Source organism: Rhizobium sp. 11_C7_N12_5, assembly GCF_051811145.1.
Lineage (GTDB): Bacteria > Pseudomonadota > Alphaproteobacteria > Rhizobiales > Rhizobiaceae > Rhizobium > Rhizobium lusitanum.
The window spans coordinates 1,183,206-1,206,579 of record NZ_JBPWPY010000001.1; the positions used below are offsets into that span (position 1 = coordinate 1,183,206).

Below are 23,374 nucleotides of genomic sequence, written 5' to 3' on the forward strand. Positions count from 1 at the left end.
TTCGGTCGGAGCCGCAGTCATGTGTAACGATCTGGAACGACGATGCTTGATATCAAATGGATTCGTGAGAATGCCGAGGCTCTGGATGCAGCGCTTGCCAAGCGCGGCGCGGAGCCTCTGTCGCAAGGCCTCATTGCGCTCGACGAGAAGCGCCGCTCCGTCATTCAATCAGTCCAGGATATGCAGTCCCGCCGCAACGCCGCCTCGAAGGAGATCGGCGCGGCCATGGCGCAGAAGAACGCCGAACTTGCCGAGAAGCTGAAGGCCGAGGTCGCCGACATCAAGACTTCGCTTCCGGCTGCGGAGGAGGAGGAGCGCACGCTGACGGCCGAGCTCAACGACGCCCTGTCGCGCATTCCCAATATCCCGCTTGAGGATGTGCCTGTCGGCAAGGACGAGCATGACAATGTCGTCAAGCATTTCTGGGGCGCCAGGCCGACCTGGAACCACAAGCCGAAGGAGCATTTCGAGATCGGCGAAGAGCTCGGCTATATGGATTTCGAGCGCGCGACCAAGCTTTCTGGTTCGCGCTTCACCGTGTTGACGTCGCAGCTTGCGCGCCTCGAGCGTGCGCTTGGCCAGTTCATGCTCGATCTCCATACGAGCGAGCACGGCTACACCGAAGTCAGCTCGCCGCTGATGGTGCGCGACGAGGCCATGTTCGGCACCGGCCAATTGCCGAAATTCGCCGAGGACCTGTTCAGGACCACGGACGGCCGGTGGCTGATCCCGACTGCCGAAGTGACGCTCACCAATCTGGTCTCCGGCGAGATTCTGGATCAGGAAAAGCTGCCGCTGCGCTTCACGGCGCTGACGCCGTCCTTCCGTTCGGAAGCCGGTTCCGCCGGCCGCGATACGCGCGGCATGCTGCGTCAGCACCAGTTCTGGAAGTGCGAGCTGGTGTCGATCACCGATGCCGAAAGCTCGATTGCCGAGCACGAGCGCATGACGGCCTGTGCCGAAGAAGTGCTGAAACGCCTCGGCCTGCATTATCGCGTCATGACGCTATCGACGGGCGATATGGGCTTCGGCGCGCGCAAGACCTACGACTTGGAAGTCTGGCTGCCGGGGCAGGATACCTATCGCGAGATCTCGTCATGCTCGGTCTGTGGTGACTTCCAGGCCCGGCGCATGAATGCACGCTACCGCGGCAAGGACGACAAGGGCACGAAGTTCGTCCATACGCTGAACGGCTCAGGCACCGCCGTCGGCCGCTGCCTGATCGCTGTCCTCGAGAATTATCTGAACGCCGATGGCTCTGTCACTGTCCCTGACGCACTGCTGCCATATATGGGTGGTGTGACAAGGATCGAGAAAGCAGCATAAATCAGGCGGTGGGGCGATGCGCATACTTCTGACCAATGATGACGGTATTCACGCCGAAGGCTTGGCTGTGTTGGAGCGTATCGCCCGTACCCTGTCGGACGATGTCTGGATCGTCGCACCCGAGACCGATCAGAGTGGCCTTGCTCATTCGCTGAGCCTTTCCGAGCCCTTGCGGATGCGCAAGGTCTCCGACAAGCACTATGCGCTGCGGGGAACGCCGACGGATTGCATTATCATGGGCATCCGGCAGGTGCTGGACATCAAGCCGGATCTGGTGCTTTCGGGCGTCAATTCCGGCTCGAATGTCGCAGACGACGTCACCTATTCCGGAACGATCGCCGGGGCGATCGAGGGGACGCTGCAGGGTGTGCGTTCTTTCGCCCTCAGCCAAGCCTATGTCCATCAGAACGGCGGGCGCGTCGTGCCTTGGGAAGTAGCCGAGGCGCATGCTCCGGCCTTGCTTGGCAAGCTCATCGATATCGATTTGCCCGACGGTACTTTCCTGAACCTGAATTTCCCGAATTGCCGCCCCGACGAGGTCGCAGGGACGGAAGTGACGGCGCAGGGCAATCTCGCCTTCAACATACAAGTGGAGGAGCGTGCGGATGGCCGCGGCTTCCCATATTATTGGCTGAGATTCGGCGAACGCAGCGGCGTGTTCCGTCCGGGTACCGATATTCAGGCGTTGAAACAAAATCGTATTTCGGTAACTCCTTTGAAACTCGATTTGACGGATTATTCGGCGCAGGACCGCGTGGCGCGGGCGCTCGGTATGGAGTAGCGGATTGACACCTCGTTTGGTCGAGAAGGAAGGCTTTGCAGCCGTTGTTCTGCGGCTGCGGGCAGAGGGCATATTGGATATCGATCTGATGACGGCGGTCGAGCAGACGCCGCGCCTGCCTTTCGTGCCGCCGCAATTTGTCGATGATGCCTATTCCAGCCGGACGATCCCGATCGAATGCGGGGCCTTCATGGAAGGCATGGATCTTGTCGTCCGGATTCTTCACGGCCTCAAGATCAAGCCGGGCCACCGCGTTCTCGAGATCGGAACTGGCAGCGGCTTCACCGCCGCCGTCATGGGGCGGATTGTGGAGCGGGTCCTCACGGTCGATCGTTACAAGACGCTGACGACGGCGGCGCAGCAGCGCATGGATGCGCTCGGGCTCCGCAACGTCATCATTCGGCAGGCCGACGGCAGCGCCGGGCTGCAGGGCGAGGGCACCTTCGACCGCATCCTGGTGACCGCCGCGTTCACGGCCATGCCGCGCTTCTATGCCGAGCAGCTGGTGTCGGGCGGATCCATGATCGCGCCGCTGATCGTGTCCGATGGTCTCTGCCGCCTGGTACGCCTGACCAAGACCGGCAGCCGCTTTGAGCGCGAAGAACTCTTCGACGTTCCCTATCAGCCCATCGTGCCGATGCTCGCCTCCTACCTTTGAGGCCCAATTTTGATTGATGAGGATGGAGAGCGGGCCGCCGGCCCGCTGTTTTATTTTCTATGGTTAGCAATTCCTCAAAAAAACACATGCCGCACCAGTGCTTTAACCGCATGGTAAGATTAACGCGCTTTAATCGACCCATAATCGGTTGCGTCTTAAGTGGGTTGAGTCATGGGTTTCAGTCTTTCTTCAAACTTCGGTAAATCGGCAGGGAAAGTCCTGGTGGCCATCCTCCTGGCGAGCACTGCAACGGCTTGTAGTTCAGACACGACCCGCTTCAGCGGGCTCTTCTCCAAGAACACGGATAATGTGACGACGGGTTCCATCAACCGTCGCAGCCTGAATGGTCCGAATGGCGATCCGGTGCCGCGAGCCGATGTCGCGCAGGCCGGCGGCTATGGCCAGCAGGATTATTCGCAGTCGAGCGCACCGGCAACGCAACCCTACCCGAATTCGCCGGCTCGCTATAACCCATCCTATTCCAGTGCTCGTGTGTCCACGGCGCCCGTCGCGATCCAGCGTTCCGATCTGGCGCCTCCCGGTGCGTCTGCCGACATGACTCGCCCGCATGCGGCACCCAGAGCAGAAAACGAAGCGCTCGCCCAGCCGTTCCCGTCGTCGCGCAGGAATGATGGCTCGCGCGCCAGGCCGGCTCTTGCTCCGGACACATTGTCGACAGGCACGATCAAGATCGCTTCGGCCCCTCAGTCGTCCTCGGGTTGGACCACCGTCAATGCTCCGAGCGTGACGTTGCATCCGGGCGAGAATATCGCGCTGCTGTCCCGCCGTTATGGTGTTCCGGAGAAGGAAATCCTGCGCGCCAATGGCTTGCGCAACGGCGCCGGCGCTCAGCCCGGCCAGCAGATCATTATACCGACCATGAACGGTGCAGGCGCTGCCAGCCCGGCCAAGATGGCATCGGAGGCGACCGATCTTTCCAAGGGCGGCAAAATGCCGGGCCCGGCCAAAGCGCCGCAACAGGAAGTCCTTGCGCTGCCGTCCAACGGCCAGATGCGCGGCAAGTCTCAGGCAGGCCTTGCCGATCCCAACAAGCTCGCTGCCGGCAACGGCAAGGGACCGACGCCGAAGGGCACCTATGTTGTCAAGCCAGGTGATTCTCTGGCCAGGATTGCCAAGGAAAGCGGCGTAACCGTCGCCGAGCTCAAGCGGGCAAATGGCATGCAGGCCGGCGATGGCGTTCGCATAGGCCAGACTTTGACGCTGCCGCATGGAGCGCTTGCCGCCGACCCCGTCAAGACCGCTTCGATCGAGCCGCAGAAGGTATCCGCCAAGCCGGTTGCAGAGCCGAAGCAGGCGGCAGCGGAGTCGGTGGCAAAGCAGGCACCAAAGGCCGTCGCCCACGCGGATACGGCACCCGATGCCGCTGCCGCCAAGCCGCAGGTGGTCGCCTCCGCTTCTCCGAGCCAGGCTGTCAACGACGCCGCCAAGTCCGATGCACAGGCCGACGCGCCGGAAGCAACCGGCATCGGCAAGTATCGCTGGCCGGTTCGCGGCGCGGTCATTGCCGGCTACGGCGCCAACGTCAACGGCAGCCGTAACGACGGTATCGATATCTCCGTTCCTGAGGGAACGCCGATCAAGGCGGCCGAGAACGGCGTTGTCATCTATGCAGGCAATGGCCTGAAGGAGCTCGGCAACACGGTTCTGATCCGTCACGACGATGGCACGGTGACTGTCTATGGCCACGCCGACGCGCTCAGCGTCACACGCGGGCAGAAGGTTCAGCGCGGCCAGACGCTCGCAACGTCGGGCATGAGCGGCAACGTCACCCAGCCGCAAATGCACTTCGAAGTCCGCAAGAATTCGGCTCCGGTCAACCCAATGACGTTCCTTGAATAGGTAGTGCGTCTCAAGGAGTCTGCAAAAAGCCCGGCTATCACCGGGCTTTTTGTCGTTCGGGGGCCTTAATGTCTCGGATCAGTCCCGCTCCAGCACGATGCGCAATCGTCCAGCCAGATCCTGGATGTATTGCCAGGCGACGCGGCCGGACCGCGCACCGCGCGTCGTCGCCCATTCCAAAGCCTCGTGGTGCATCTGGGTACGATCCAGCTTGAGCTTGAAGTGATCTGCATAGGCGTCGATCATCTGCAGATAATCTTCCTGACTGCACTTGTGGAAGCCGAGCCAGAGACCGAAGCGATCGGAAAGCGAAACCTTTTCCTCCACGGCTTCGGACGGATTGATCGCCGTCGACTGCTCATTCTCCATCATGTGACGCGGCAGCAGATGTCGGCGGTTGGATGTGGCGTAGAACAGCACGTTGTCGGGCCGTCCTTCGACACCGCCGTCAAGTGCGGCCTTCAGCGACTTGTATGCGGTATCGTCGTGATCGAAGGACAGGTCGTCGCAGAAGAGGATGATGCGATGCGGCGTCGCCTTCAGAATGTCGAGCAGCACCGGCAGCGAGGAAATATCCTCGCGGTGCACTTCGATCAGTTTCAGCGAGATGCCGGTGGCGCGGCGCACATCCTCGTGCACTGCCTTGACGAGAGAGGACTTGCCCATGCCGCGCGCGCCCCAGAGCAGGACGTTGTTGGCGGCAAAGCCGTCCGCGAAGCGCAATGTGTTCTCGTGAAGAATATCGCGCACGTGATCTACGCCGCGAATGAGGCTAAGCGCCACACGATTCGGCCGCGCAACGGGTTGCAGATGAAGCCGGGCAGGGGCCCAGACGAAACAGTCGGCCGCATTCCAGTCGTTGATTGCCGGAGCCGGCCCGGCCAGACGTTCGAGCGCGTCGGCAAGGCGGCGGACTTCCGCAAGGATCAGGGCGTTTTGGTCTTCACTCACCGTTTTCCTCCTGAATATTGTTCAAGAAAGTCGTAAAATGCGCGCGCCGTATTGCCGCGTATCATGCTCCTTCCGGGGCTGAAAGGCTAAGAGGCCGGGAAAACGGTACGGTTCGTGGCTGTTTTTGTTGCAATCGCCATGCGCCTAACTATATTCCGGCCACCTGACGCGGGCCCCGTCCCCGCAAGGAGTTCAAGGGAGTTTTTGATGTTTATCACCAACGCATATGCGCAAAGCGCGACAGATTCGGTCGCGGGCGCCTTCGGCGGTTCCGGCTTTGAAATGATCATCCTGTTTGTGCCGCTGATGGTCGTTTGGTATTTCCTCCTCATTCGTCCGCAGCGTGCGCAGGCAAAGAAGCGCGACGAAATCCTGAAGAACATTCGCCGCGGCGATCAGATCGTGACCAGCGGCATTGTCGGCAAGGTCACCAAGGTCATCGACGACAAGGAACTCGAAGTCGAGATTGCCGAAGGCGTGCGCATCCGCGTCGTCCGTAGCGCCATTTCGGAAGTTCGCGTCAAGGGTGAGCCCGTCAAGGCCGACGCGGCGTAAGCTTCTCGTGTGCAGGCAGCTCGGCTGGCTGGTGCGCGTCCTCGAAAATCGGGATCGACTTTCTTGAAGGACTGTGCACAAATTCAAGGTGTTACTGCGCCCTTCGCAATCCCTATGGAAAGCGGGGCGCAGTAGGGAAGCCCAAACTCGAGAGAGCGATGCTGCACGTCTCCTGGTGGAAGACCACCCTGATCTGGTTCGCCGTCCTCGCGAGCGTTCTTCTTGCCGTGCCGAACCTGCTCGGTGAGCGTGCGCTTTCCTTTCTTCCGGCCTGGCTGGCGCATAGAAAGATCGAGCTCGGGCTCGATCTTCGTGGCGGTTCCCATCTCCTGTTGAAAATCGAGCGGGACGATGTCGAAAAGGACCGCCTGGAAACGATCGTCGGAGACATTGCCACCCGGCTCCGCACGATGAACATCGCTTACTCCGGCCTCGCCGGAACCGGCCGCAAGATCGAGCTCCGCATCAACGATCCCGCGCAGGTTCAGCCTGCGGTCAATGCATTGAAGCCGCTCACCTCGGGTTCGGACAAGCCGGCTGTTGCTCTTTCCCAGGGCGACAACGGCGCGATGACGCTTAATATCACCGATGCCGATATTAATAATCATGTGTCTTCCGCGGTAGCGCGGGCGCTCAGGATCATTCGCAGCCGTATCGCGCAGCTCGGCGTGGGCGAACCCCTGATCCGCAGACAGGGCGCCGATCGTATTCTCGTGCAGGTGCCTGATCTTGCCGATCCGCAACGGTTGAAGAACCTTCTGAGCCAGCCTGCCAAGCTTAGTTTCCGTCTTATCGATCAATCGATGTCGGTTCAGGACGCCATGAATGGTCGCCCGCCCGCCGGGTCGGACGTGCTGTTTTCCGAAGACGATCCGCCGGTCGGCTATCTCGTGCAAAGGCAGCCTTTGCTCTCCAATGTCGACTTCGCCGACGCCTTGGCCGCCGTCAACGGCCAGAGCAATGACGGTAAGATCTCGGTCAAGCTGACGCAGGAGGCGACCAGCCGCTTCGCGCAATCGACCGCAAGTAATCTCGGCAAGATTGTCGTCGTCGTGTTCGACGATCAGGTCATCTCCGCTGCCACCTTGAAGACGGTGATCGCCACCGGGGAAATCGACATCCCCGGGGATTTTACCGCTCAGGGCGCGCGGGACCTGGCGGTCATGCTCAAGAGCGGGCCACTGCCGGCAACAATGACGCCGGTCGAGGAGCGGACCATCCAGCCCGGCCTCGGCGGCGAGATGACGCGCTACAGCGTCCTGGCCTGCATCGCGGCGGCAATTTTCGTCGCCGTGCTCATGATCGGCTTCTATCGTATCCTCGGTATCGTGGCGACGATCGCGCTTGTCATCAACATCATCATGGTGGTGGCGATCATGGGATTGTTCGGCATCACCCTGACATTGCCGGGCGTTGCCGCCATCGTGCTCACCATTGGTATCGGATTGGATGCGGTGGTGCTGATCTATGAGCGGGTTCGTGAGGAGGAAAAGAACACGCATCTTCTCGTCGATGTGCTGCGCCATGGCTTCAACAGGGCTGCCGCCACCGTGGCTGACGCCAACCTGACCGTGCTCATCGTCGCGGCCATTCTTTTCTATGCGAGCAGCGGCGCCGTACGCGGCTTTGCCGCAACCCTGATTGTCGGCGTTTTCACCACCTTCTTCACCTCCTGCTTCGTGACGCGTTCGCTCATCACCATGTGGATATCGCGCCGCAAGCCGCGCACCTTGCTGGTCGGCGTGCGAAGCGGCATTTTCGATAATGCCAATATCCGTTTCATGGGCATTCGCCGCTACACGTTCACGGTATCGGCGGCTTTGTCGGTGGTCACGCTTCTCGCCTTTGCGACGGTCGGCATGCATCTCGGCGTCGATTTTGCCGGCGGCTCGATCATCGAGGTTCGCGCCAAGCAGGGTGTCGCGGATCTGGCGAATATTCAATCACGCCTGCAGGACGCGATTCCAGGCGACGTGCGGGTCGAACGGCTCGACGATCGGCTGAGCGCGCTGATCCGCGTGCATGCCCAGGAAGGCGGCGAGAATGCGGAACAATCGGCCGTGACCCTCGTGCGCGAGGAGTTGAACAAGGATTACGATTTCTCCCGCGTCGAGGTGGTCGGCCCCGCCGTATCCGGGGAGATCACGACGACCGCTTCGCTTGCCGTACTGGCGGCGCTGATTGCCATTCTCGTCTATATATGGCTGCGCTTCGAGTGGCAGTTTGCAGTCGGCGCGATTATCGCGACCTTGCATGACGTCATCCTGACGCTCGGCCTGTTCGTCCTCACCGGCATGGAATTCAACATGACGGGGATCGCCGCCATTCTGACCATTGTCGGCTATTCATTGAACGATACCGTGGTCGTCTATGACCGCATGCGCGAGAATCTCAGGCGCTATCCGCAAATGCCTTTGCCGATCCTGATCGATGCCTCCATCAATCAGACATTATCGCGGACCATTCTGACATCGGCGACGACGCTTGTGGCGCTGCTCGCCCTTTATATATTCGGCGGGGAGGTGATCCGTGCCTTCACCTTCGTGCTGCTTTTCGGCGTCGCAGTCGGAACTTTCTCGTCGATTTATATTGCGGCGCCCGTGCTGATCCTGTTCAAGCTGCGTCCGGACAAGTTCCAGACCGGCAGCCAAAGCAATGGGCCTGCGGCCGGCGACATCCAGTCAGGCAAACCAGCGGTGTGATACATTGGCAAAAGGTATAGAAATCCGTAGCGCGCATTTTCCGGGGCGCGCACCGATCGACGCTTACGGCAACGGCGGCTTCCGCTTTGCCGACATGTCGCATCGCGGCTCGCTGCTCTGCCTGCCCTCGGGCATCTATGGCTGGGACATGATGCTGGGGGACGCGCTGACGCCGGACCGTTTCCAGAAGGTGCTCGACGAGGCAGCACAGATCGAAGTCCTGCTTGTCGGCACCGGCATGGAATTGCGGCCGTTGCCGGCTGATCTGAAGGCAGCCCTGCGCGCCAGACAGATTTCTTCCGACCCGATGAGCACCGGGGCGGCGGTTCGCACCTTCAATATCATGCTGTCCGAGTCGCGCGCGGTGGCCGCGGCGCTGATCGCCGTTTGACCTCCGGATCGTGAGCATGACGACATCAGCTGCGCCCCGTGGCAATCGGGATATCTGCCTCGCGACGCTTCGCGATACCGATCGCGATCGCTACCTTGCCTGCCTGTTGGCACCGGAGGAGAAACGTCCAGCACTTGCCGCGCTCTATGCCTTCAATGCCGAGCTGGCACGTGTGCGCGATCTCGTGCACGAGCCGCTGCCCGGCGAAGTGCGCATGCAGTATTGGCGCGATCTTCTCGAAGGGCAGGCTCACGGATCGAGCGAGGCCAATCCGATCGCCTCAGAGCTTTTGATTGCGATCGAGCAGCACCGGCTACCGCGTCAGACGCTGATCGACATGATCGATGCGCGCATCTTCGACCTCTATGACGATCCGATGGAGACGCGCGTCACTTTGGAAGGCTATGCCGGCGAGACCGCCTCGGCCCTCATTCAGCTTGCAAGCCTGGTTCTGTCGCCGGAGGAGGCTAGACGTTCGGCTGATGCGGCCGGTCATGCGGGCGTCGCGCAGGCGATTGCCGGCCTGCTGTTGCTGATGCCGCTGCACCGCCATCGCGGTCAGCTTTACCTGCCGCTCGAAATCCTGACCGCGACGGGCCTTGATCGCAGCACCTTCCTCGCAGGCGAGGACAAGGCGCGTATTTCGGCCGCGATCGAAGCATTTGCCGGCCTTGGTCGCGAGCATCTGGCCAAGGCGAGGGCGGCGGGCGCCATACCGCCGGCGGTGTTTCCGGCCTTTCTGCCGGCAACCCTCGCGGAGCCGGTCTTGAAGAAGGCGCAGAGGCTCGGATCCGGCCTGTTTGATCGCTCCCTGCTGCTGCCGCAATGGCGCCGGCAGATGCGCATGGCGCTGGCATCAATCACAAAGCAAATCTAAAATACGTCAAGCTCGCGCAAGTCTCGGCGTGTATGGAGATGGTCGAGCACTTGATTTGCATATCAGGGGGAGTTGCCGTGGGTATTGTCGTCTGGTGCATACTGTTTGCGATCGTCGTCTTTTTCGCCTTCTTCGCCACGCGCATGGCATCGCAGAACAAGGAAGACGGCCTGCACGACACCGGCCTTGCCATCCTCGAATTCGGTCGTGCCTTTCCGACCGAAGCCATCCGACAATTGCAGATCACAGCGAATGGTCAGGCGGTGTTCGTCCGCCTGCATGACGATAAGGCCGGCTTCATGCGCAGCCTGCACAATCATTTCAGCGTCCACCTGATCGAGCCCGGTCGGGCGCACGCCAAGGATTCGGGCACCGGCCGCGGACTGACGGTCGATTTCCTCGATGCTTCCCATCATAACGGGACATTCGAGTTCGCAACGCCAGCGGAAGCGGCGGAAGTCTCTCTGTGGCTGCTTGGCAACTATGTTGTCAACGACGACGCTAAACCAATACATTTGATGCCGCCGGCGAAGGCCTGAGACATCTCAGGCACTTTCGGCGAGCATCTGCGTCTGTACGCCCAGCCATTCCGCGCAATCGGCAAGCGCGCGTTTGGCGATGAGCTGGCGCTTCATGATGGTCTTGTCCTTGCCGCGAAAGCGCTTGATGCCCTCCGGCTTGACGATCGAACCTGGCTCCAGTTCCGGGAAGAGCCCGAAATTGATGTTCATCGGCTGGAACGACCGCTTGCCCGGCTCTTCGTCGGATACGATGTGCCCACCCGTGATGTGGCTGAGCAGCGAGCCGAGAGCCGTCGTAGCCGGCGGCAGGGACGGCGCTTCCCCCTTGCGTTCCGCAGCGGCGAAACGGCCGGCGAGCAACCCGATGCTGGCGCTTTCGACATAGCCTTCGCAGCCGGTAATCTGGCCGGCGAAGCGCAGGCCCGGCCGCGACTTCAGCGTCAGTGAGCGGTCGAGCAGGGTCGGAGAATTGATATAGGTATTGCGGTGCAGGCCGCCGAGCCTTGCAAATTCGGCATTCTCCAGGCCCGGAATCAGGCGGAAGATCTCCGCCTGTGCGCCGTATTTCAGCTTCGTCTGGAAGCCGACCATATTGTAGAGCGTGCCGAGCGCATTGTCCTGGCGCAGCTGCACCACCGCATAGGCTTTGACGGTTGGGTTATGGGCGTTGGTCAGGCCCATCGGCTTCATCGGCCCGTGACGCAGCGTCTCACGCCCGCGTTCAGCCATGACTTCGATCGGCAGGCAGCCGTCGAAATAGGGGGTGCCTTCCCACTCCTTGAAGCCGACGGCGTCGCCGGCGATCAATGCATCGAGGAAGGTATTATATTGGGCTTGGTCCATCGGGCAGTTGATGTAATCCTTGCCCGTGCCGCCCGGTCCAACTTTGTCGTAGCGCGACTGGTACCAGCAGATATCCATGTCGATGCTGTCGCGATAGACGATCGGGGCGATGGCGTCGAAAAAGGCGAGGGCATCCGCGCCGGTCTCGGCCTGGATGGCGCTGGCAAGCCCCGGCGCTGTCAGCGGGCCGGTGGCGACGATCGCCTGATCCCATTCCTTCGGCGGCAAGCCTTGGATTTCCTCGCGAACGACCGTGATCAAGGGATGGCTTTGGACCGCCTGTGTGACTGCTGCCGAAAATCCGTCGCGGTCCACCGCCAGCGCGCCGCCGGCCGGAACCTGATGCTTGTCGGCGCAGGCCATGATCAACGAACCGGCCAGGCGCATTTCCGCATGGATGACACCGACAGCATTGCTGGTCGCGTCGTCGGAGCGGAAGGAGTTGGAACAGACGAGTTCGGCTAGATCATCGGTCTTGTGCGCTTCGGTGCCGCGCACGCCACGCATCTCGTGCAGGATGACGGGCACGCCGGCATTGGCGATCTGCCATGCGGCTTCCGAGCCGGCGAGGCCGCCACCGATAACGTGGATAGGGGAGTGGGAATTGGTCTGTGTCATGCGCGCGTCATTATCACGGGGCGGGCGGCGATCCAATTGCTTTGCGCAAATGCCGAGATCAAAAACAGTGCGGGAATCAAAAACGGCGCCGAAGGCGCCGTCTTGAAGCAGTCTACTCGGTCCGTATCGATTAACGGAAGGAGCGGGAAGCGATGTCGCGGATCTCGTAGCGGCTGACGCCGATGTCCGACAGGGTCTGGCTGGAAAGGTTGCCGAGTTCGTTCAGAGTGCGGCGGTAGCTGATCCAGTTCTTGGCAATGCGAAGCGGGTTCATGATCTTGTCCTCAGTGTCTTTGTTGCGAGCGGTACGATTACCGCCTCAGCGCTTGCACTCTATATAGGCGCGAGGACGTGCTTTGTGCAGTGCAAATTAAAGGCGTCTGCCATGCATTTGTGCAGTGTGACGCCCAAAAAGCCATCAATGCCTAAATTTTATATGCTGTGCACAGGGCGAATAGCTTCAGGAGGACGGGCCGATGCTGCGTTGCGAAGCGGGCACAAAAAGAACGCCCGTCGCGGTGGTCCGCAACGGGCGTTGAGAAGGCTCTCGCTGTTGGGCGAAGCCTATCCGGCGATTAGCGGCCGGTGGCTTCGCGAGCAACGCGGTGAATGTCTGCGCGGTCGATGCCGAGGTCGTGCAGTTCACGCGAGCTCATGCGGCCGAGTTCGGTAACGGTCTGACGATACTTGCGCCAGTTGTTGAAAGAGCGGGTCAGGTTCATTTTAAGTCCCTTTCGAGGATTTGAAGATCTCGCGGCTCCGCAATCGGTTCCGTCCTTGATCTGATGCTTCCCAATATATGCTGCACCGCAAGAACTAAAAGAGCGAATGCTTCATGCCACCTATGCGGTTTGCGCAAGTCTTGCACGCGATTTACCTGGGGCGATGGCTGCTTTATGTGCATATCGCGGCAAAGTGGAGAATGGCTGGCAGGTCGGATTTCGAATAAAGCCGAGGTTTCCGAGGGGAATTCCGCCGGCTGCCTGCGTTCGGCCACGTTTCCGCCAGCCCTGCGCGTTTGGAGGTGGTCAGGAGGGACCTTGCGGGATGGCGAAAAGCGATCTTCATGCCGGCGATTGCCGTGTTTCCGGCGCGCCGCTATTCGGTGGCCGATAGCTCCCCAAGGGCCGCGAATGCCGCTTTAGTGGTCGCTAAACGGTTGAATCGGGGAAAAAATAACGCCCACCGCGGGAGGAGGTGCGGTGGGCGTCATTTGTGATGATTGACGACTGGGAGGAGGAGTGTCGTCAATCTATCGGAGCGCACTGGGAGGAGGAGTGTGCGGCTCCGAATTCCGTGTCAGGATCTAAATCCTCAGGCTGTTCCGATTTGCATCGGCCCGGCGCGCCATCGCCGTGTTTGTTGCTTTACAAATAGTATGATTTTTCAATTTTGTGCAGCGCAATAATTTCATGGGAGGTATGTATTCGACGCATGCCTCTCATGGGTATCAAGATACCGCGCCACATCATACTAAAGGATCGCTTAATGCTGTATTAACGAGGGACATATTCGAGTGGAGAGTGCCAATCGCAAATGCGTGCGGGCCGGCATCGATTGCATGCCGATTTGTGCTAACTCTTGATTATACGGGAGCCGCAGGGGGCAGGGATGTACAGAGGCAGGCTGGAGCGGGATCTGAAGATCTGGGTCGACAAAGGTCTTGTCGATGCGGCGGCGGCAGAGGCTGTGCTGCGCGAATATGACGGCCGTCAGACGAGTTTCAGCGCAGGGCGGGTGCTGACCATTATAGCAGCCGTGCTTCTTGGCTTGGCCATACTGCTTTTCGTTTCTGCGAATTGGGAAGCGATTCCGAGGATCGTACGTCTCGCGGCGCTCGTGGCAATGATATGGGGCTTCTATCTCGGCGCCGCCTATCTGTTGGCCCTGAAGCGTTCGATACTGGCCTCGGGGTTGCTGATCCTCGGTACGCTGAGTTTCGGCGGCGCCATGGCGCTCGTTGGCCAGATGTACAATATGTCCGGCGATGAACTGACGATGATGATCGTCTGGTTCGCCGCGGCCTGCATCGTGGCGGCGTTGTTTCGATCCAGCGCGCAGGTCGCGCTTGCCGGCTTCCTCGCCTGGGCTTTTTGCGGCGTCTATCTATGGGACAATTTCGATCAGTGGCATGGCGTCATGCCATGGGTGCCGCCTCTGATGGCCGCAGTTCTGATTGCGCTCGTCAGGTATGTTGATGCGCCGAGCGCGCGGCACTTCGCCTATCTTGTGCTTGTTGGGTGGTTGACCTGGCTTTTTGGCCTGCATGAGAGCCTGAGTGCGGCAATCCTTTTCGCTGCCCTCGGAATGGCGGCCTTTCTTGTCGTCAGCATCCCGGCCTCGCCGCTCATGCCTCTCGTGCGAACGGCAGGGGCAGCGCCGGCCTTCTATGCCTTTCTTGTCGCCGCGATCGGCTTCTTTCTGATCCATGCAGAAATCAGCAACGGATCCTTCGACAATAATGTCTGGGTGGAAGACAAGCTTCCGCTCATCATTGTGGCTGCCGCGACGCTGGCGAGCTCAGTGATCGCGATCGCCCTTGGCGGCCGGGATAATGGCGCGGTGCGCTATCTCGCCTATTTCGTCTTCGCCTGCGAGATTCTCTATCTCGCCAGTGAGACGATCGGCTCGATCATCGGTACGGCGGGCTTCTTTCTGGTCGCCGGTTTGCTGGCGGCATTCGCCGCCTGGCTGGTCATCCGGCTGGAACGACGATTTTCCGATCATGGCGGGCAGGGGACGCGGGCATGACTTATCTGGCTGACAAGAGCGCTGCTATAAGTAACCCTCGTCGCTTGTGGATCGCCGCTATCATCGTTGCAGCCCTGCAGACGGCCGTTCTGGGTTATATGGTCGGCGAGCGGGCCTGGGGACTGCGAAGCGGCGTCGAGGTTATCCTGAAGACGGCGCCGGTCGATCCGCGCGATCTTCTGCGTGGCGACTACGTCACTTTGAACTACGATATTTCGCGGGTTCCCGTCTCGACGCTAGTCGGTGGGCCGCCGAAGGAAAGCCTGAACAATCAGGTCTTGTCCGTCCGCCTGAAGAAGCAGGATGACGGCTATTGGGGCATTGTCGAATCGTCTTTCGCAACGCTGGACGCCAAGCCTGATACGGTCGTGCTGAAAAGCCTGCCCTTCGATTATGTGTCCTATGGCGATTTGGCCGACACGTCTCAGGCGACGATCGCAGTTACATACGGCATCGAGCGCTATTACGTGCCGGAAGGCCAGGGGCACGACATCGAGAATGCGCGCAACGACAGTCGCGTCGCGATCGCGGCCCGCGTCTCGTCCGATGGCGCCGCCCATATCAGAAGCCTGCTTCTCGACGGCAAATCCGTCTACGAAGAGCCGCTTTATTGATGAAGTTTATCTGTGGAAGCCGGATAACCTTGCGCATGGTCGTGGAACCGTCATTTTTCCTTTGCGTGGTTTGAAACGGGTGATATAGAGACGCCGCGCTCCGGAAGGCCCCATGGGCAGGCATCGCCGTGCGGTTTTGGGAACGCGGGTATGGTGAAATTGGTAGACACGCCAGATTTAGGTTCTGGTGCCGCAAGGCGTGGGAGTTCAAGTCTCTCTACCCGCACCAGGACTGTCTTGTGGACAGGGGGAGGCTGACAGGTCTGTCTTCCGATATGCCGCAGGACGCGCCATTTTGCCCAGAGCATCCCGCTTTCGGATAGGGAGTGGATAAGGTGCTTTGGCTCGTAACGGGATAGGGCTGCCTTTTGCGCGTTCATTCGAAGGCGCGGCGCTCTTGGCAAAGTGATAGGGAATTGCATCCAAGCCACGCTCGGGATTTTCCGGCGTCGTGCTCACTGAAACGAACGGCTGTCTGGGCACGGCCGCCATGAATGAAGGTAGGACAATGCAGGTTATCGAAACGCTCGCTGAAGGGCTGAAGCGCGAAATCAAGGTGGTCATCCCCGCCAAGGACATGGAAGTTCGCATGAACGAACGCCTGGCCGAGGTCAAGGACAAGGTCCGTATCAACGGCTTCCGTCCGGGCAAGGTGCCGGTCGCGCATCTGAAGAAGGTCTACGGCAAGTCGATCATGGCCGATCTCGTCAACGAGATCGTTCGCGACCAGCCGCCGGCGATCCTGACCGAGCGCGGCGAAAAGTCGGCAACCCAGCCGGAAGTCGCCATGACCGAGGACAAGGACGAAGCCGAGAAGATCCTCGCTGCCGAGGCCGATTTCGAATTCACGCTGTCCTACGAAGTCATCCCGGCAATCGAACTGAAGTCCGTCAAGGGCATCAAGATCACGCGCGAAGTTGCTGAGATCGGCGAAGACGAAGTCACCGAGCAGATCCTCAAGATCGCCGAAAGCGCTCGCAGCTACGAAGCCAAGAAGGGCAAGGCCGCCGATGGCGACCGCGTCACTATCGATTACCTCGGCAAGGTCGACGGCGTAGCCTTCGATGGCGGCAAGGACGAAGACGCACAGCTCGTCCTCGGTTCCAACCGCTTCATCCCGGGCTTCGAAGAGCAGCTCGTCGGCGTCAAGGCTGGCGACGAGAAGACCATCACCGTGACCTTCCCGGCTGACTACCCGGCCAAGAACCTCGCGGGCAAGGAAGCAACCTTCGACATCAACGTCAAGGAAGTGGCCGCTGCCGGCGAAATCGAAATCAACGACGAACTCGCCTCCAAGCTCGGCCTCGAATCGGCCGATCGTCTGAAGGAAATCGTCCGCGGCCAGATCGAAAGCCAGTACGGCTCGGTTACCCGTCAGAAGGTCAAGCGTCAGATCCTCGACCAGCTCGACGAAATGTATCAGTTCGACACCCCGCAGAAGCTGGTCGAAGCCGAATTCGCCAGCATCTGGCGCCAGATCCAGACCGACCTCGCTGAATCGGGCAAGACCTTCGAAGACGAAGACACGACCGAGGAGAAGGCTCGCGAAGAATATCGCAAGCTTGCCGAGCGTCGCGTCCGTCTCGGCCTCGTTCTCTCCGAAATCGGCGAGAAGGCCGGCGTCGAAGTCAGCGAAGACGAGCTGCAGCGTGCACTTTACTCGCAGCTCCAGCAGTTCCCGGGCCAGGAAAAGGAAATCCTGGAATTCTTCCGCAACACGCCCGGCGCCTCCGCCAACCTGCGCGCGCCGATCTTCGAAGAGAAGGTCATCGATCACCTGCTGACCGAAGTCGACGTAACGGACAAGACCGTTTCCAAGGAAGCGCTGCTGGCCGACGACGAAGCCGAAGACAAGCCGGCTGCCAAGAAGGCCGCTCCGAAGAAGAAGGCTGCCGCCAAAGCTGAAGCGACCGAAGCTGCCGCCGAAGGCGAAGAAGCTGCTGCTCCGAAGAAGAAGGCTGCTCCGAAGAAGAAGGCTGCTGAAGACAGCGCCGAATAATCGGATTTTCTTCCGGACTGAAATTGAGCCCTGCCGTTCGCGGCGGGGCTTTTTTGTTACTAAGGGGCGTGGGGACCATCCTCCCCCTTCGAGGCTCCAGCCTTCGGCTTCCACACCTCAGGGTGGGGATGGAGAGCGCGTCGCGACATAAAGTCAGCTCAACGTGGCAGTCTTGGGCTGAAGGTTAGCCCTCATGGTGAGGTGCGCAGGCTGTAAGGCCGAAGCCCCGAACCACGAGGGCGGGTGGTGAACTATCACAACCCACTCAAATCTCCGATTTGATATCGCCCATGCGATTCTAGGCATCACCCCGCGGCACCGGGTCTCTATCGATGGCGATGGATATTTCTTAGCGGCGTCACGCACATTGTCTAGAAAAGCGGCGCGATGAGATGGCGAAGGATACCTGACTTGATTGAAGTGGTGATGTTTGACCTTGATGAAACCCTCATCGACCGGCGTGCGGCGCTAAAGGCGTTCCTGCCGGATCAATTCAAGCGGTTCAGGGATCAACTGCAGGGCGTAACGTTTCAGACTTTCGAGGCAACGTTCTTTGCGTTGGAGAAAGAAGGTCTCGTCGACAAACAAAAACTCTACCCGAGATTGGCGGCGATGCTCGGTGTGGGCAGTCGTTGTGGAGATCGTTTGCTTTCCGATTTTCAAAAGCGATATCCGCATTTTGCAAGGCTATCAATTGGTGCCCTCGAAATGCTCAGTGCGCTACGGGCGCGTGGTTTAAAGACAGCCATCATCAGCAACGGCCACACCGGGGTTCAATCGGCAAAAGTTGAGATCACCGGACTCAAAGATGCCGTCGATCTTGTTGTCATTTCGGAGGATATCGGGCTGCGGAAGCCAGATCCACGAATTTTTCATCTCGCCGCTGAACGGCTGGGCGCAACTCCGGCGCGCTGCATCTTCGTCGGTGATAACCCGGAGGCAGATGTCCTGGGTGCGGAAGCATCCGGAATGACAGGCATATTTTACAGCGCCGGGTGTTCGTGGCCGGACACATTGCCATCCCCGAAATACAGCATCGAAACTCTCGTCGAAGTCCTACCTCTTATCGAAGCTCTTGCGTGAACTCTGGCGTCTGCACCTGACACCAGCCTATAGCCGCTCAAATCTCCGACTGATATCGCCCATGCGGTTCCAGGCATCCAAGCCGGCGATCTTGTAGGCTTCGGCGAGCGTCGGATAGTTGAAGGTATTTTCGACGAAATATTCCACCGTGCCCTTCAGGTTCAGCACCGCCTGGCCGATATGGACGAGCTCGGTAGCCCCTTCGCCGACGATATGGACGCCGAGCAGCCGGCGCGTCTTCAGCGAGAAGATCATCTTCAGCAGGCCGGTGTCGAGGCCCATGATGTGGCCGCGCGAGGTCTCGCGGAAGCGTGCGATGCCGCATTCGTAGGGAATGTGCCGCTCCTTGACCTCTTCCTCGGTGAGGCCGCAGGTGGAGATCTCAGGCACGGCGTAGATGCCGTAGGGGAAGTATTTCGGCGGTTCCTTGGCAATTGCGCCGACGGCGACGCGGGCGGCGATGCGGCCTTGTTCCATGGAGGTGGAGGCAAGGCTCGGGAAGCCGACGACGTCGCCGGCGGCAAAGATATGCGGAACCTTGGTGGCAAAGGTTTCCGGATTGACGCTCAGGCGGCCGCGGGCGTCGGCTTCGAGCCCTGCTGCAGGAAGATTGAGCGTGTCTGTCGCCCCCATGCGACCGGCGGCGAACAGCACCATGTCAGTCATGAGGCGGCGGCCATTGTCGAGCGTCAGTTCCACCTTGCCATTCTGCCGGATGACCTTTTCCGCCTTCTGGCCGAGGAGCAGCTTCATGTTGCGATCCCGAAGCTGGTAGATGAAATCCTCGACGATCTCCTTGTCGATGAAGTCGAGCATGGTGGACTTCGGATCGATCAGCGTCACCTGCGTATCGAGCGCGCTGAAGATGGTCGCATATTCGATGCCGATGACGCCTGCGCCGATGACGACCATCGACCGCGGCAGCTCCGCGATCTCCAGCAGCTCGTCGCTATCGAGAACCGTCTTGTTGTCGAAGGGCATATAATCGGGACGAAACGGCTTGGTGCCGACCGCCAGCAGGATGCTGGCTGCGGAGACGGTGACGACCTCGCCGTCATCCTTGACGACCTGCATGGTCTGCGGATCGACGAAACTCGCCTTGCCGCGAATGTGCTGCACGCGATTGCGCGCAAACTGATGTTCCAGCACCTCGACTTCATGATCGAGGGTGATCAGCAGGCGGCGGCGCAGATCCTCCGCGCTGATTTCCTGCTTGACGCGATAGGCGCGGCCATAGAAGCCGCGTTCGCGCCAGCCAGAGAGATTGAGCGCGGTCTCGCGCAATGTCTTGGAAGGAATGGTGCCGGTGTGAACCGAAACGCCGCCGACGCGTTTGCCCTGTTCGATCACCAGCACCTTCTTGCCGAGTTTGGCGGCCTGAATGGCGCCTCTGCGGCCGGCAGGGCCGCTACCCACGACTAGGAGATCGAATTGGTCCATTGGGAAGCCTCGGATGATTGGATCGGGAATCAATGTCGCAACGCAACATGCTGTCCGTCAACCGGTAGCGGCTCAATGTTACAGATTATCTAACAGGAAACGCCGGTCCTCAGGAGGATGCGAGGCCAAGCCAGGGTTCCAGCTTTTGGAACGTCCGGTCCATGGCATAGGCGCGCGTGAAGGACAGCGGCAAATGCCCGTATATGATCGACATCTGGCCCGCCGCCGTTGCCTCGTTGGTCTTGGCAATGGCGGCGAGGTAAAGTGCCGCCGCAAGCCCGGTGCGGTCAGCCCCGGCCTGACAGTGAATGAGAAGCGGTTTCGGCGCGTCGCGCATGATCTCGACGAGCTGCGCGGCTTGCGCCTGCGTCAGTTCCCGGTTTGAGGACATGCGGAAATCGATATGATTGATATGGAGCTGCGTTGCCTCGGCGACTTCCTGGTCGTACCAATGATGACCGCCGTTGTTGCCGCGCAGGTTGATGATGGTCTTGATGCCGAATTGCTTCTGGAGCTCCGCGATCGTTGCGGCCGACGGCTGGGAGGAGCGATAGAGTTCGCCTGCGATGACCGGATGGAAATTCGTCGTCCAAAGCATATGGGCATAGAAACCGCCTGCGACTGCTCCGAAAGCACCCAAGGCGACGAGCGCGCCGCGACCGACACGGAGAAGGCGTTGGGTAAGCATCGACGGCATCTCCTGCATATGATCTCCGGACAGGCCGAACGCTCAAGCGGATCGGCCAAATCAAAACAACGGCTTCCGACGGCAGATTCGCCGATTTGGATGCGGCGATTCTTCTGCCAGATCATCCTGATGCAGAACTGAAAGCGGAAATCAAGGTTGCAAAGACGCAACGGAGCGGTTGTGGAGAGGTCCGCAATGAGGAACGGTGAAAATATATATTTGAAATTAAAGTGATATGACTTTTATCTAAACTAATACTTCATCGCGTGTCCGGCAGTTTTAAATCAAGCGCAATGCTCTGAAGCTGACATGACCGTTCTTGCCGATGATAACATGATCGTGAACAGTGATGCCGAGAGGCTTGGCCGTGTCGATGATCGTCTTGGTCATGTCGATATCGGCGCGGGAAGGCGTCGGATCTCCTGACGGATGGTTGTGCACGAGAATCACCGCCGTGGCGGAAAGTTCCAGCGCACGCTTGACGACTTCGCGCGGATAGACCGGCGTGTGATCGACCGTGCCGAGGCCCTGTACTTCGTCCGCGATCAAGGCATTGCGCTTGTCGAGAAACAGCAGGCGGAACTGTTCCCGCGCCTCGTGCGCCATGGCGGTATGACAATAATCGATCAGCGATTTCCAGGAGGAAAGCACCGGCTTGCCCGTCAGCTCGCTTTTCAGCATGCGCTGCGCAACGCTTGCGACGAGCTTCAGCTCGAGAGCCACAGCGTCGCCGACGCCCTTGACCTCTTTCAGCAGGCTAACCGGCGCGCCGAAGACGCCGCCGAGTGTCCCGAAACGGGTAAGCAGGGCCTTGGCGATCGGTTTGGTGTCGCGCCGCGGGATCAGCCGGAAGAGCAGCAGTTCGAGGATTTCATAGTCGGCCAGCGCCGCATCTCCACCGTCGCGATAGCGGTTTCGCAGCCGCTCGCGGTGGCCGTGATAATCGGCTTCGGCGTTAGCTGGGGCTGATTTGGCCGCAGTTGGTGCTGATTTGGCGGCTTGCGTCGGGAAGAACAATCGCTCGTCGAAAACAGGCGCTTCTTCCAAAGCATCCGCCGCTCCGCCGCCGTCGAGGGGCATGTCGCCATGTCCGGTGAAGGAAGCGGGACGTTTCGCCATGAATTACCCCTGCAGCGGCGGCAGGCCCGGGCGGTCGAGACCACCGGGAGACAGGGTGAATATCTCGCAGCCTGTCGCCGTAACCCCGACGGTATGCTCGTATTGCGCCGACAGCGAGCGGTCGCGGGTGACCGCCGTCCAGCCGTCGCCAAGCACTTTCACGTGCGGCTTGCCGAGATTGATCATCGGCTCGATGGTGAAGATCATGCCCTCGCGCAATTCCGGTCCATCGCTGGCGCGGCCATAATGCAGAATATTGGGCGAGTCATGGAAGAGGCTGCCGACGCCGTGGCCGCAGAAGTCGCGCACGACGGAGCAGCGTTCTGCCTCGGCATAGGTCTGGATCGCTTCGCCGATGGCGCCTGTCCGGGAGCCGGGGCGCACGGCGGCGATGCCGCGCATCAGGGATTCGTAGGTGACTTCCAGAAGCCGCTCCGCCGAGCGCTTGATTTCACCGACCGGATACATGCGGCTGGAATCGCCATGCCAGCCGCCCAGCACGTAGGTCACGTCGATATTGACGATATCGCCTTCGCGCAGCGGCTTGTCATTGGGAATGCCGTGGCAGACGACATGGTTGATCGACGTGCAGGAGGATTTCATGTAGCCGCGATAGTTCAGTGTCGCCGGAAAGGCGCCGTGGTCCATGCCGAATTCGAACACGAAGCGGTCGATGACATCGGTCGGCACGCCGGGCTCGACGATCGCCGCCAGCTCATCGAGGCAACGTGCGGTCAACTGGCATGCCTTGCGCATTCCAGCAAAGGCATCCTGCCCATAGAGGCGAATCGCGCCTGTATTTTTCGCCGGCGCCGTTGCCGCTTCGATGTAATTCACCATGGTTAGCCTTCAGCAGAAATCTTTATACTGGTATCTAATGCAGCTATGCCGGGTTCGTCTATCGGGATCAACCCGGCAGGCGTTATTTCCGTCGTCGAAACCCTGCATTTCAGAGCGTATACTTCGACGCCGCGTCCCAACGCCCGCTCGAAAGCCTTGAGATAGACGGGGTCGAGATCGCCGCAAATCCGGAATCGATGGCAATCATGCCGCTGGATCACGAACAGCATGACCGCGCGGTAGCCAGCTTGCGCCATGTCACCCAACTCTTCCAGATGCTTGGCGCCGCGCGCCGTTGCCGTATCGGGAAACTCCGCAAGGCCTGGCTGCCGCATAAAATGGACGTTCTTCACCTCGACATAGGTGGTTGTCCTCAAGGGGTCGGTCAAGAGGAGGTCGATGCGGGAATTGCGGCCGTAATTCTGCTCGCGCTTTACCGTCGTATAGTCGCCGAGATCGGCGATCTGCCCGAGCGCGATTGCCTCCGCTGCGATGCGGTTGGGCATAGTGGTATTGACGCCGACCGTCGTGCCATCGGCTTCGATCAGCTCGAATACATGGCGATATTTGCGCTTTGCGCCTTCATGCTCCGAGAGCCAGATGCGCGAATCGGGTGTCGTCAGCCCCAGCATCGAGCCGGTATTCGGGCAGGAGCCGGTGATGAACGTGCCGTCTTCCAGCTCGGCATCGAAAAGGAAGCGTTTGTAGCGTGCGATCAGCCGGGCAGGGACGAGAGGCGGATTGAAAAGCATGAGTG

General features: G+C 60.1%; 22 protein-coding genes and 1 tRNA gene. 14 read left to right on the plus strand and 9 right to left on the minus strand.

All coding sequences use genetic code 11. The features are described 5' to 3' along the window. Nucleotides 1-42: 42 nt before the first annotated feature. The 4 genes from serS to AB8B29_RS05815 all read left to right on the plus strand — a co-directional run bounded on the left by serS (nucleotide 43) and on the right by AB8B29_RS05815 (nucleotide 4,625). Complete coding sequence (gene serS / locus AB8B29_RS05800) at nucleotides 43-1,326, plus strand: serine--tRNA ligase (RefSeq protein WP_113118283.1); 1,284 nt, start codon at nucleotides 43-45, stop codon at nucleotides 1,324-1,326. Between the two features lie 16 nt (nucleotides 1,327-1,342). Continuing rightward, nucleotides 1,343-2,107 (plus strand): 5'/3'-nucleotidase SurE, encoded by a 765-nt coding sequence (gene surE, locus AB8B29_RS05805; RefSeq protein WP_047557828.1) that lies wholly within the window; start codon nucleotides 1,343-1,345, stop codon nucleotides 2,105-2,107. Between the two features lie 4 nt (nucleotides 2,108-2,111). Continuing rightward, nucleotides 2,112-2,765 carry a protein-L-isoaspartate(D-aspartate) O-methyltransferase gene (locus tag AB8B29_RS05810; protein ID WP_037201794.1) on the plus strand — a complete coding sequence of 218 codons (654 nt, stop codon included), beginning with the start codon at nucleotides 2,112-2,114 and terminating at the stop codon, nucleotides 2,763-2,765. A 171-nt stretch (nucleotides 2,766-2,936) separates the two neighbouring features. Then, complete coding sequence (locus AB8B29_RS05815; RefSeq protein ID WP_113118282.1) at nucleotides 2,937-4,625, plus strand: LysM peptidoglycan-binding domain-containing M23 family metallopeptidase; 1,689 nt, start codon at nucleotides 2,937-2,939, stop codon at nucleotides 4,623-4,625. 78 nt (nucleotides 4,626-4,703) lie between these two features. Here AB8B29_RS05815 and AB8B29_RS05820 read toward each other — a convergent pair whose 3' ends face one another. Next, nucleotides 4,704-5,576: an ATP-binding protein gene (locus AB8B29_RS05820; protein ID WP_047638029.1), complete on the minus strand. Its 873-nt coding sequence runs from the start codon at nucleotides 5,574-5,576 to the stop codon at nucleotides 4,704-4,706. Nucleotides 5,577-5,783: 207 nt separating this feature from the next. Here AB8B29_RS05820 and yajC point away from each other — a divergent pair, with 207 nt between their 5' ends. The 5 genes from yajC to AB8B29_RS05845 all read left to right on the plus strand — a co-directional run bounded on the left by yajC (nucleotide 5,784) and on the right by AB8B29_RS05845 (nucleotide 10,640). Next, nucleotides 5,784-6,131 carry a preprotein translocase subunit YajC gene (gene yajC / locus AB8B29_RS05825; protein ID WP_037201801.1) on the plus strand — a complete coding sequence of 116 codons (348 nt, stop codon included), beginning with the start codon at nucleotides 5,784-5,786 and terminating at the stop codon, nucleotides 6,129-6,131. A gap of 158 nt (nucleotides 6,132-6,289) precedes the next feature. Next, nucleotides 6,290-8,833, plus strand: coding sequence for a protein translocase subunit SecDF (secDF, locus tag AB8B29_RS05830; RefSeq protein WP_113118281.1), 2,544 nt, complete (start codon nucleotides 6,290-6,292; stop codon nucleotides 8,831-8,833). A 4-nt stretch (nucleotides 8,834-8,837) separates the two neighbouring features. Beyond that, nucleotides 8,838-9,224: an Mth938-like domain-containing protein gene (locus tag AB8B29_RS05835; RefSeq protein WP_037201806.1), complete on the plus strand. Its 387-nt coding sequence runs from the start codon at nucleotides 8,838-8,840 to the stop codon at nucleotides 9,222-9,224. Between the two features lie 16 nt (nucleotides 9,225-9,240). Next, nucleotides 9,241-10,101 carry a phytoene/squalene synthase family protein gene (locus tag AB8B29_RS05840; RefSeq protein ID WP_037201808.1) on the plus strand — a complete coding sequence of 287 codons (861 nt, stop codon included), beginning with the start codon at nucleotides 9,241-9,243 and terminating at the stop codon, nucleotides 10,099-10,101. A 77-nt stretch (nucleotides 10,102-10,178) separates the two neighbouring features. Beyond that, complete coding sequence (locus AB8B29_RS05845) at nucleotides 10,179-10,640, plus strand: hypothetical protein (RefSeq protein ID WP_037201811.1); 462 nt, start codon at nucleotides 10,179-10,181, stop codon at nucleotides 10,638-10,640. 6 nt (nucleotides 10,641-10,646) lie between these two features. Here AB8B29_RS05845 and trmFO read toward each other — a convergent pair whose 3' ends face one another. The 3 genes from trmFO to AB8B29_RS05860 form a co-directional block, all read right to left on the minus strand. Continuing rightward, nucleotides 10,647-12,083, minus strand: a complete 1,437-nt coding sequence (gene trmFO / locus AB8B29_RS05850; RefSeq protein WP_037201813.1) for a methylenetetrahydrofolate--tRNA-(uracil(54)-C(5))-methyltransferase (FADH(2)-oxidizing) TrmFO — start codon at nucleotides 12,081-12,083, stop codon at nucleotides 10,647-10,649. Between the two features lie 130 nt (nucleotides 12,084-12,213). Continuing rightward, complete coding sequence (locus AB8B29_RS05855; protein ID WP_080739470.1) at nucleotides 12,214-12,357, minus strand: DUF1127 domain-containing protein; 144 nt, start codon at nucleotides 12,355-12,357, stop codon at nucleotides 12,214-12,216. 301 nt (nucleotides 12,358-12,658) lie between these two features. Next, complete coding sequence (locus AB8B29_RS05860; RefSeq protein WP_080739469.1) at nucleotides 12,659-12,805, minus strand: DUF1127 domain-containing protein; 147 nt, start codon at nucleotides 12,803-12,805, stop codon at nucleotides 12,659-12,661. 889 nt (nucleotides 12,806-13,694) lie between these two features. Between AB8B29_RS05860 and AB8B29_RS05865 the strand changes: the two genes are divergently transcribed. The 5 genes from AB8B29_RS05865 (at nucleotide 13,695) to AB8B29_RS05885 (ending at nucleotide 18,530) form a co-directional block, all read left to right on the plus strand. Beyond that, nucleotides 13,695-14,834: a DUF2157 domain-containing protein gene (locus tag AB8B29_RS05865; RefSeq protein ID WP_047638033.1), complete on the plus strand. Its 1,140-nt coding sequence runs from the start codon at nucleotides 13,695-13,697 to the stop codon at nucleotides 14,832-14,834. Then, complete coding sequence (locus tag AB8B29_RS05870; protein ID WP_037201818.1) at nucleotides 14,831-15,448, plus strand: GDYXXLXY domain-containing protein; 618 nt, start codon at nucleotides 14,831-14,833, stop codon at nucleotides 15,446-15,448. Before AB8B29_RS05865 ends, AB8B29_RS05870 begins: the two co-directional genes overlap by 4 nt. 144 nt (nucleotides 15,449-15,592) lie before the next feature. Further along, a tRNA-Leu gene (locus AB8B29_RS05875) sits at nucleotides 15,593-15,677 on the plus strand. 279 nt (nucleotides 15,678-15,956) lie between these two features. Beyond that, nucleotides 15,957-17,447, plus strand: coding sequence for a trigger factor (gene tig, locus AB8B29_RS05880; protein WP_037201821.1), 1,491 nt, complete (start codon nucleotides 15,957-15,959; stop codon nucleotides 17,445-17,447). 420 nt (nucleotides 17,448-17,867) lie between these two features. After that, a complete protein-coding gene (locus AB8B29_RS05885) occupies nucleotides 17,868-18,530 on the plus strand; it encodes an HAD family hydrolase (RefSeq protein WP_439006674.1) in 663 nt (220 codons plus the stop codon). 27 nt (nucleotides 18,531-18,557) lie between these two features. On the opposite strand, the gene sthA is transcribed toward AB8B29_RS05885, so the two are convergent. The 5 genes from sthA to sfsA form a co-directional block, all read right to left on the minus strand. Continuing rightward, nucleotides 18,558-19,970 carry a Si-specific NAD(P)(+) transhydrogenase gene (sthA, locus tag AB8B29_RS05890; protein WP_439006216.1) on the minus strand — a complete coding sequence of 471 codons (1,413 nt, stop codon included), beginning with the start codon at nucleotides 19,968-19,970 and terminating at the stop codon, nucleotides 18,558-18,560. 109 nt (nucleotides 19,971-20,079) lie between these two features. Then, the gene (locus tag AB8B29_RS05895) at nucleotides 20,080-20,658 is read right to left on the minus strand and encodes a tyrosine-protein phosphatase (protein WP_244655137.1); all 579 of its coding nucleotides are present in this window, start codon (nucleotides 20,656-20,658) and stop codon (nucleotides 20,080-20,082) included. Between the two features lie 279 nt (nucleotides 20,659-20,937). After that, complete coding sequence (gene radC / locus AB8B29_RS05900) at nucleotides 20,938-21,738, minus strand: RadC family protein (protein ID WP_425349996.1); 801 nt, start codon at nucleotides 21,736-21,738, stop codon at nucleotides 20,938-20,940. A 42-nt stretch (nucleotides 21,739-21,780) separates the two neighbouring features. Further along, a complete protein-coding gene (gene map, locus AB8B29_RS05905) occupies nucleotides 21,781-22,617 on the minus strand; it encodes a type I methionyl aminopeptidase (protein ID WP_034505209.1) in 837 nt (278 codons plus the stop codon). Nucleotides 22,618-22,619: 2 nt separating this feature from the next. Beyond that, nucleotides 22,620-23,369 (minus strand): DNA/RNA nuclease SfsA, encoded by a 750-nt coding sequence (gene sfsA, locus AB8B29_RS05910; RefSeq protein ID WP_113118280.1) that lies wholly within the window; start codon nucleotides 23,367-23,369, stop codon nucleotides 22,620-22,622. Nucleotides 23,370-23,374 lie beyond the last annotated feature (5 nt).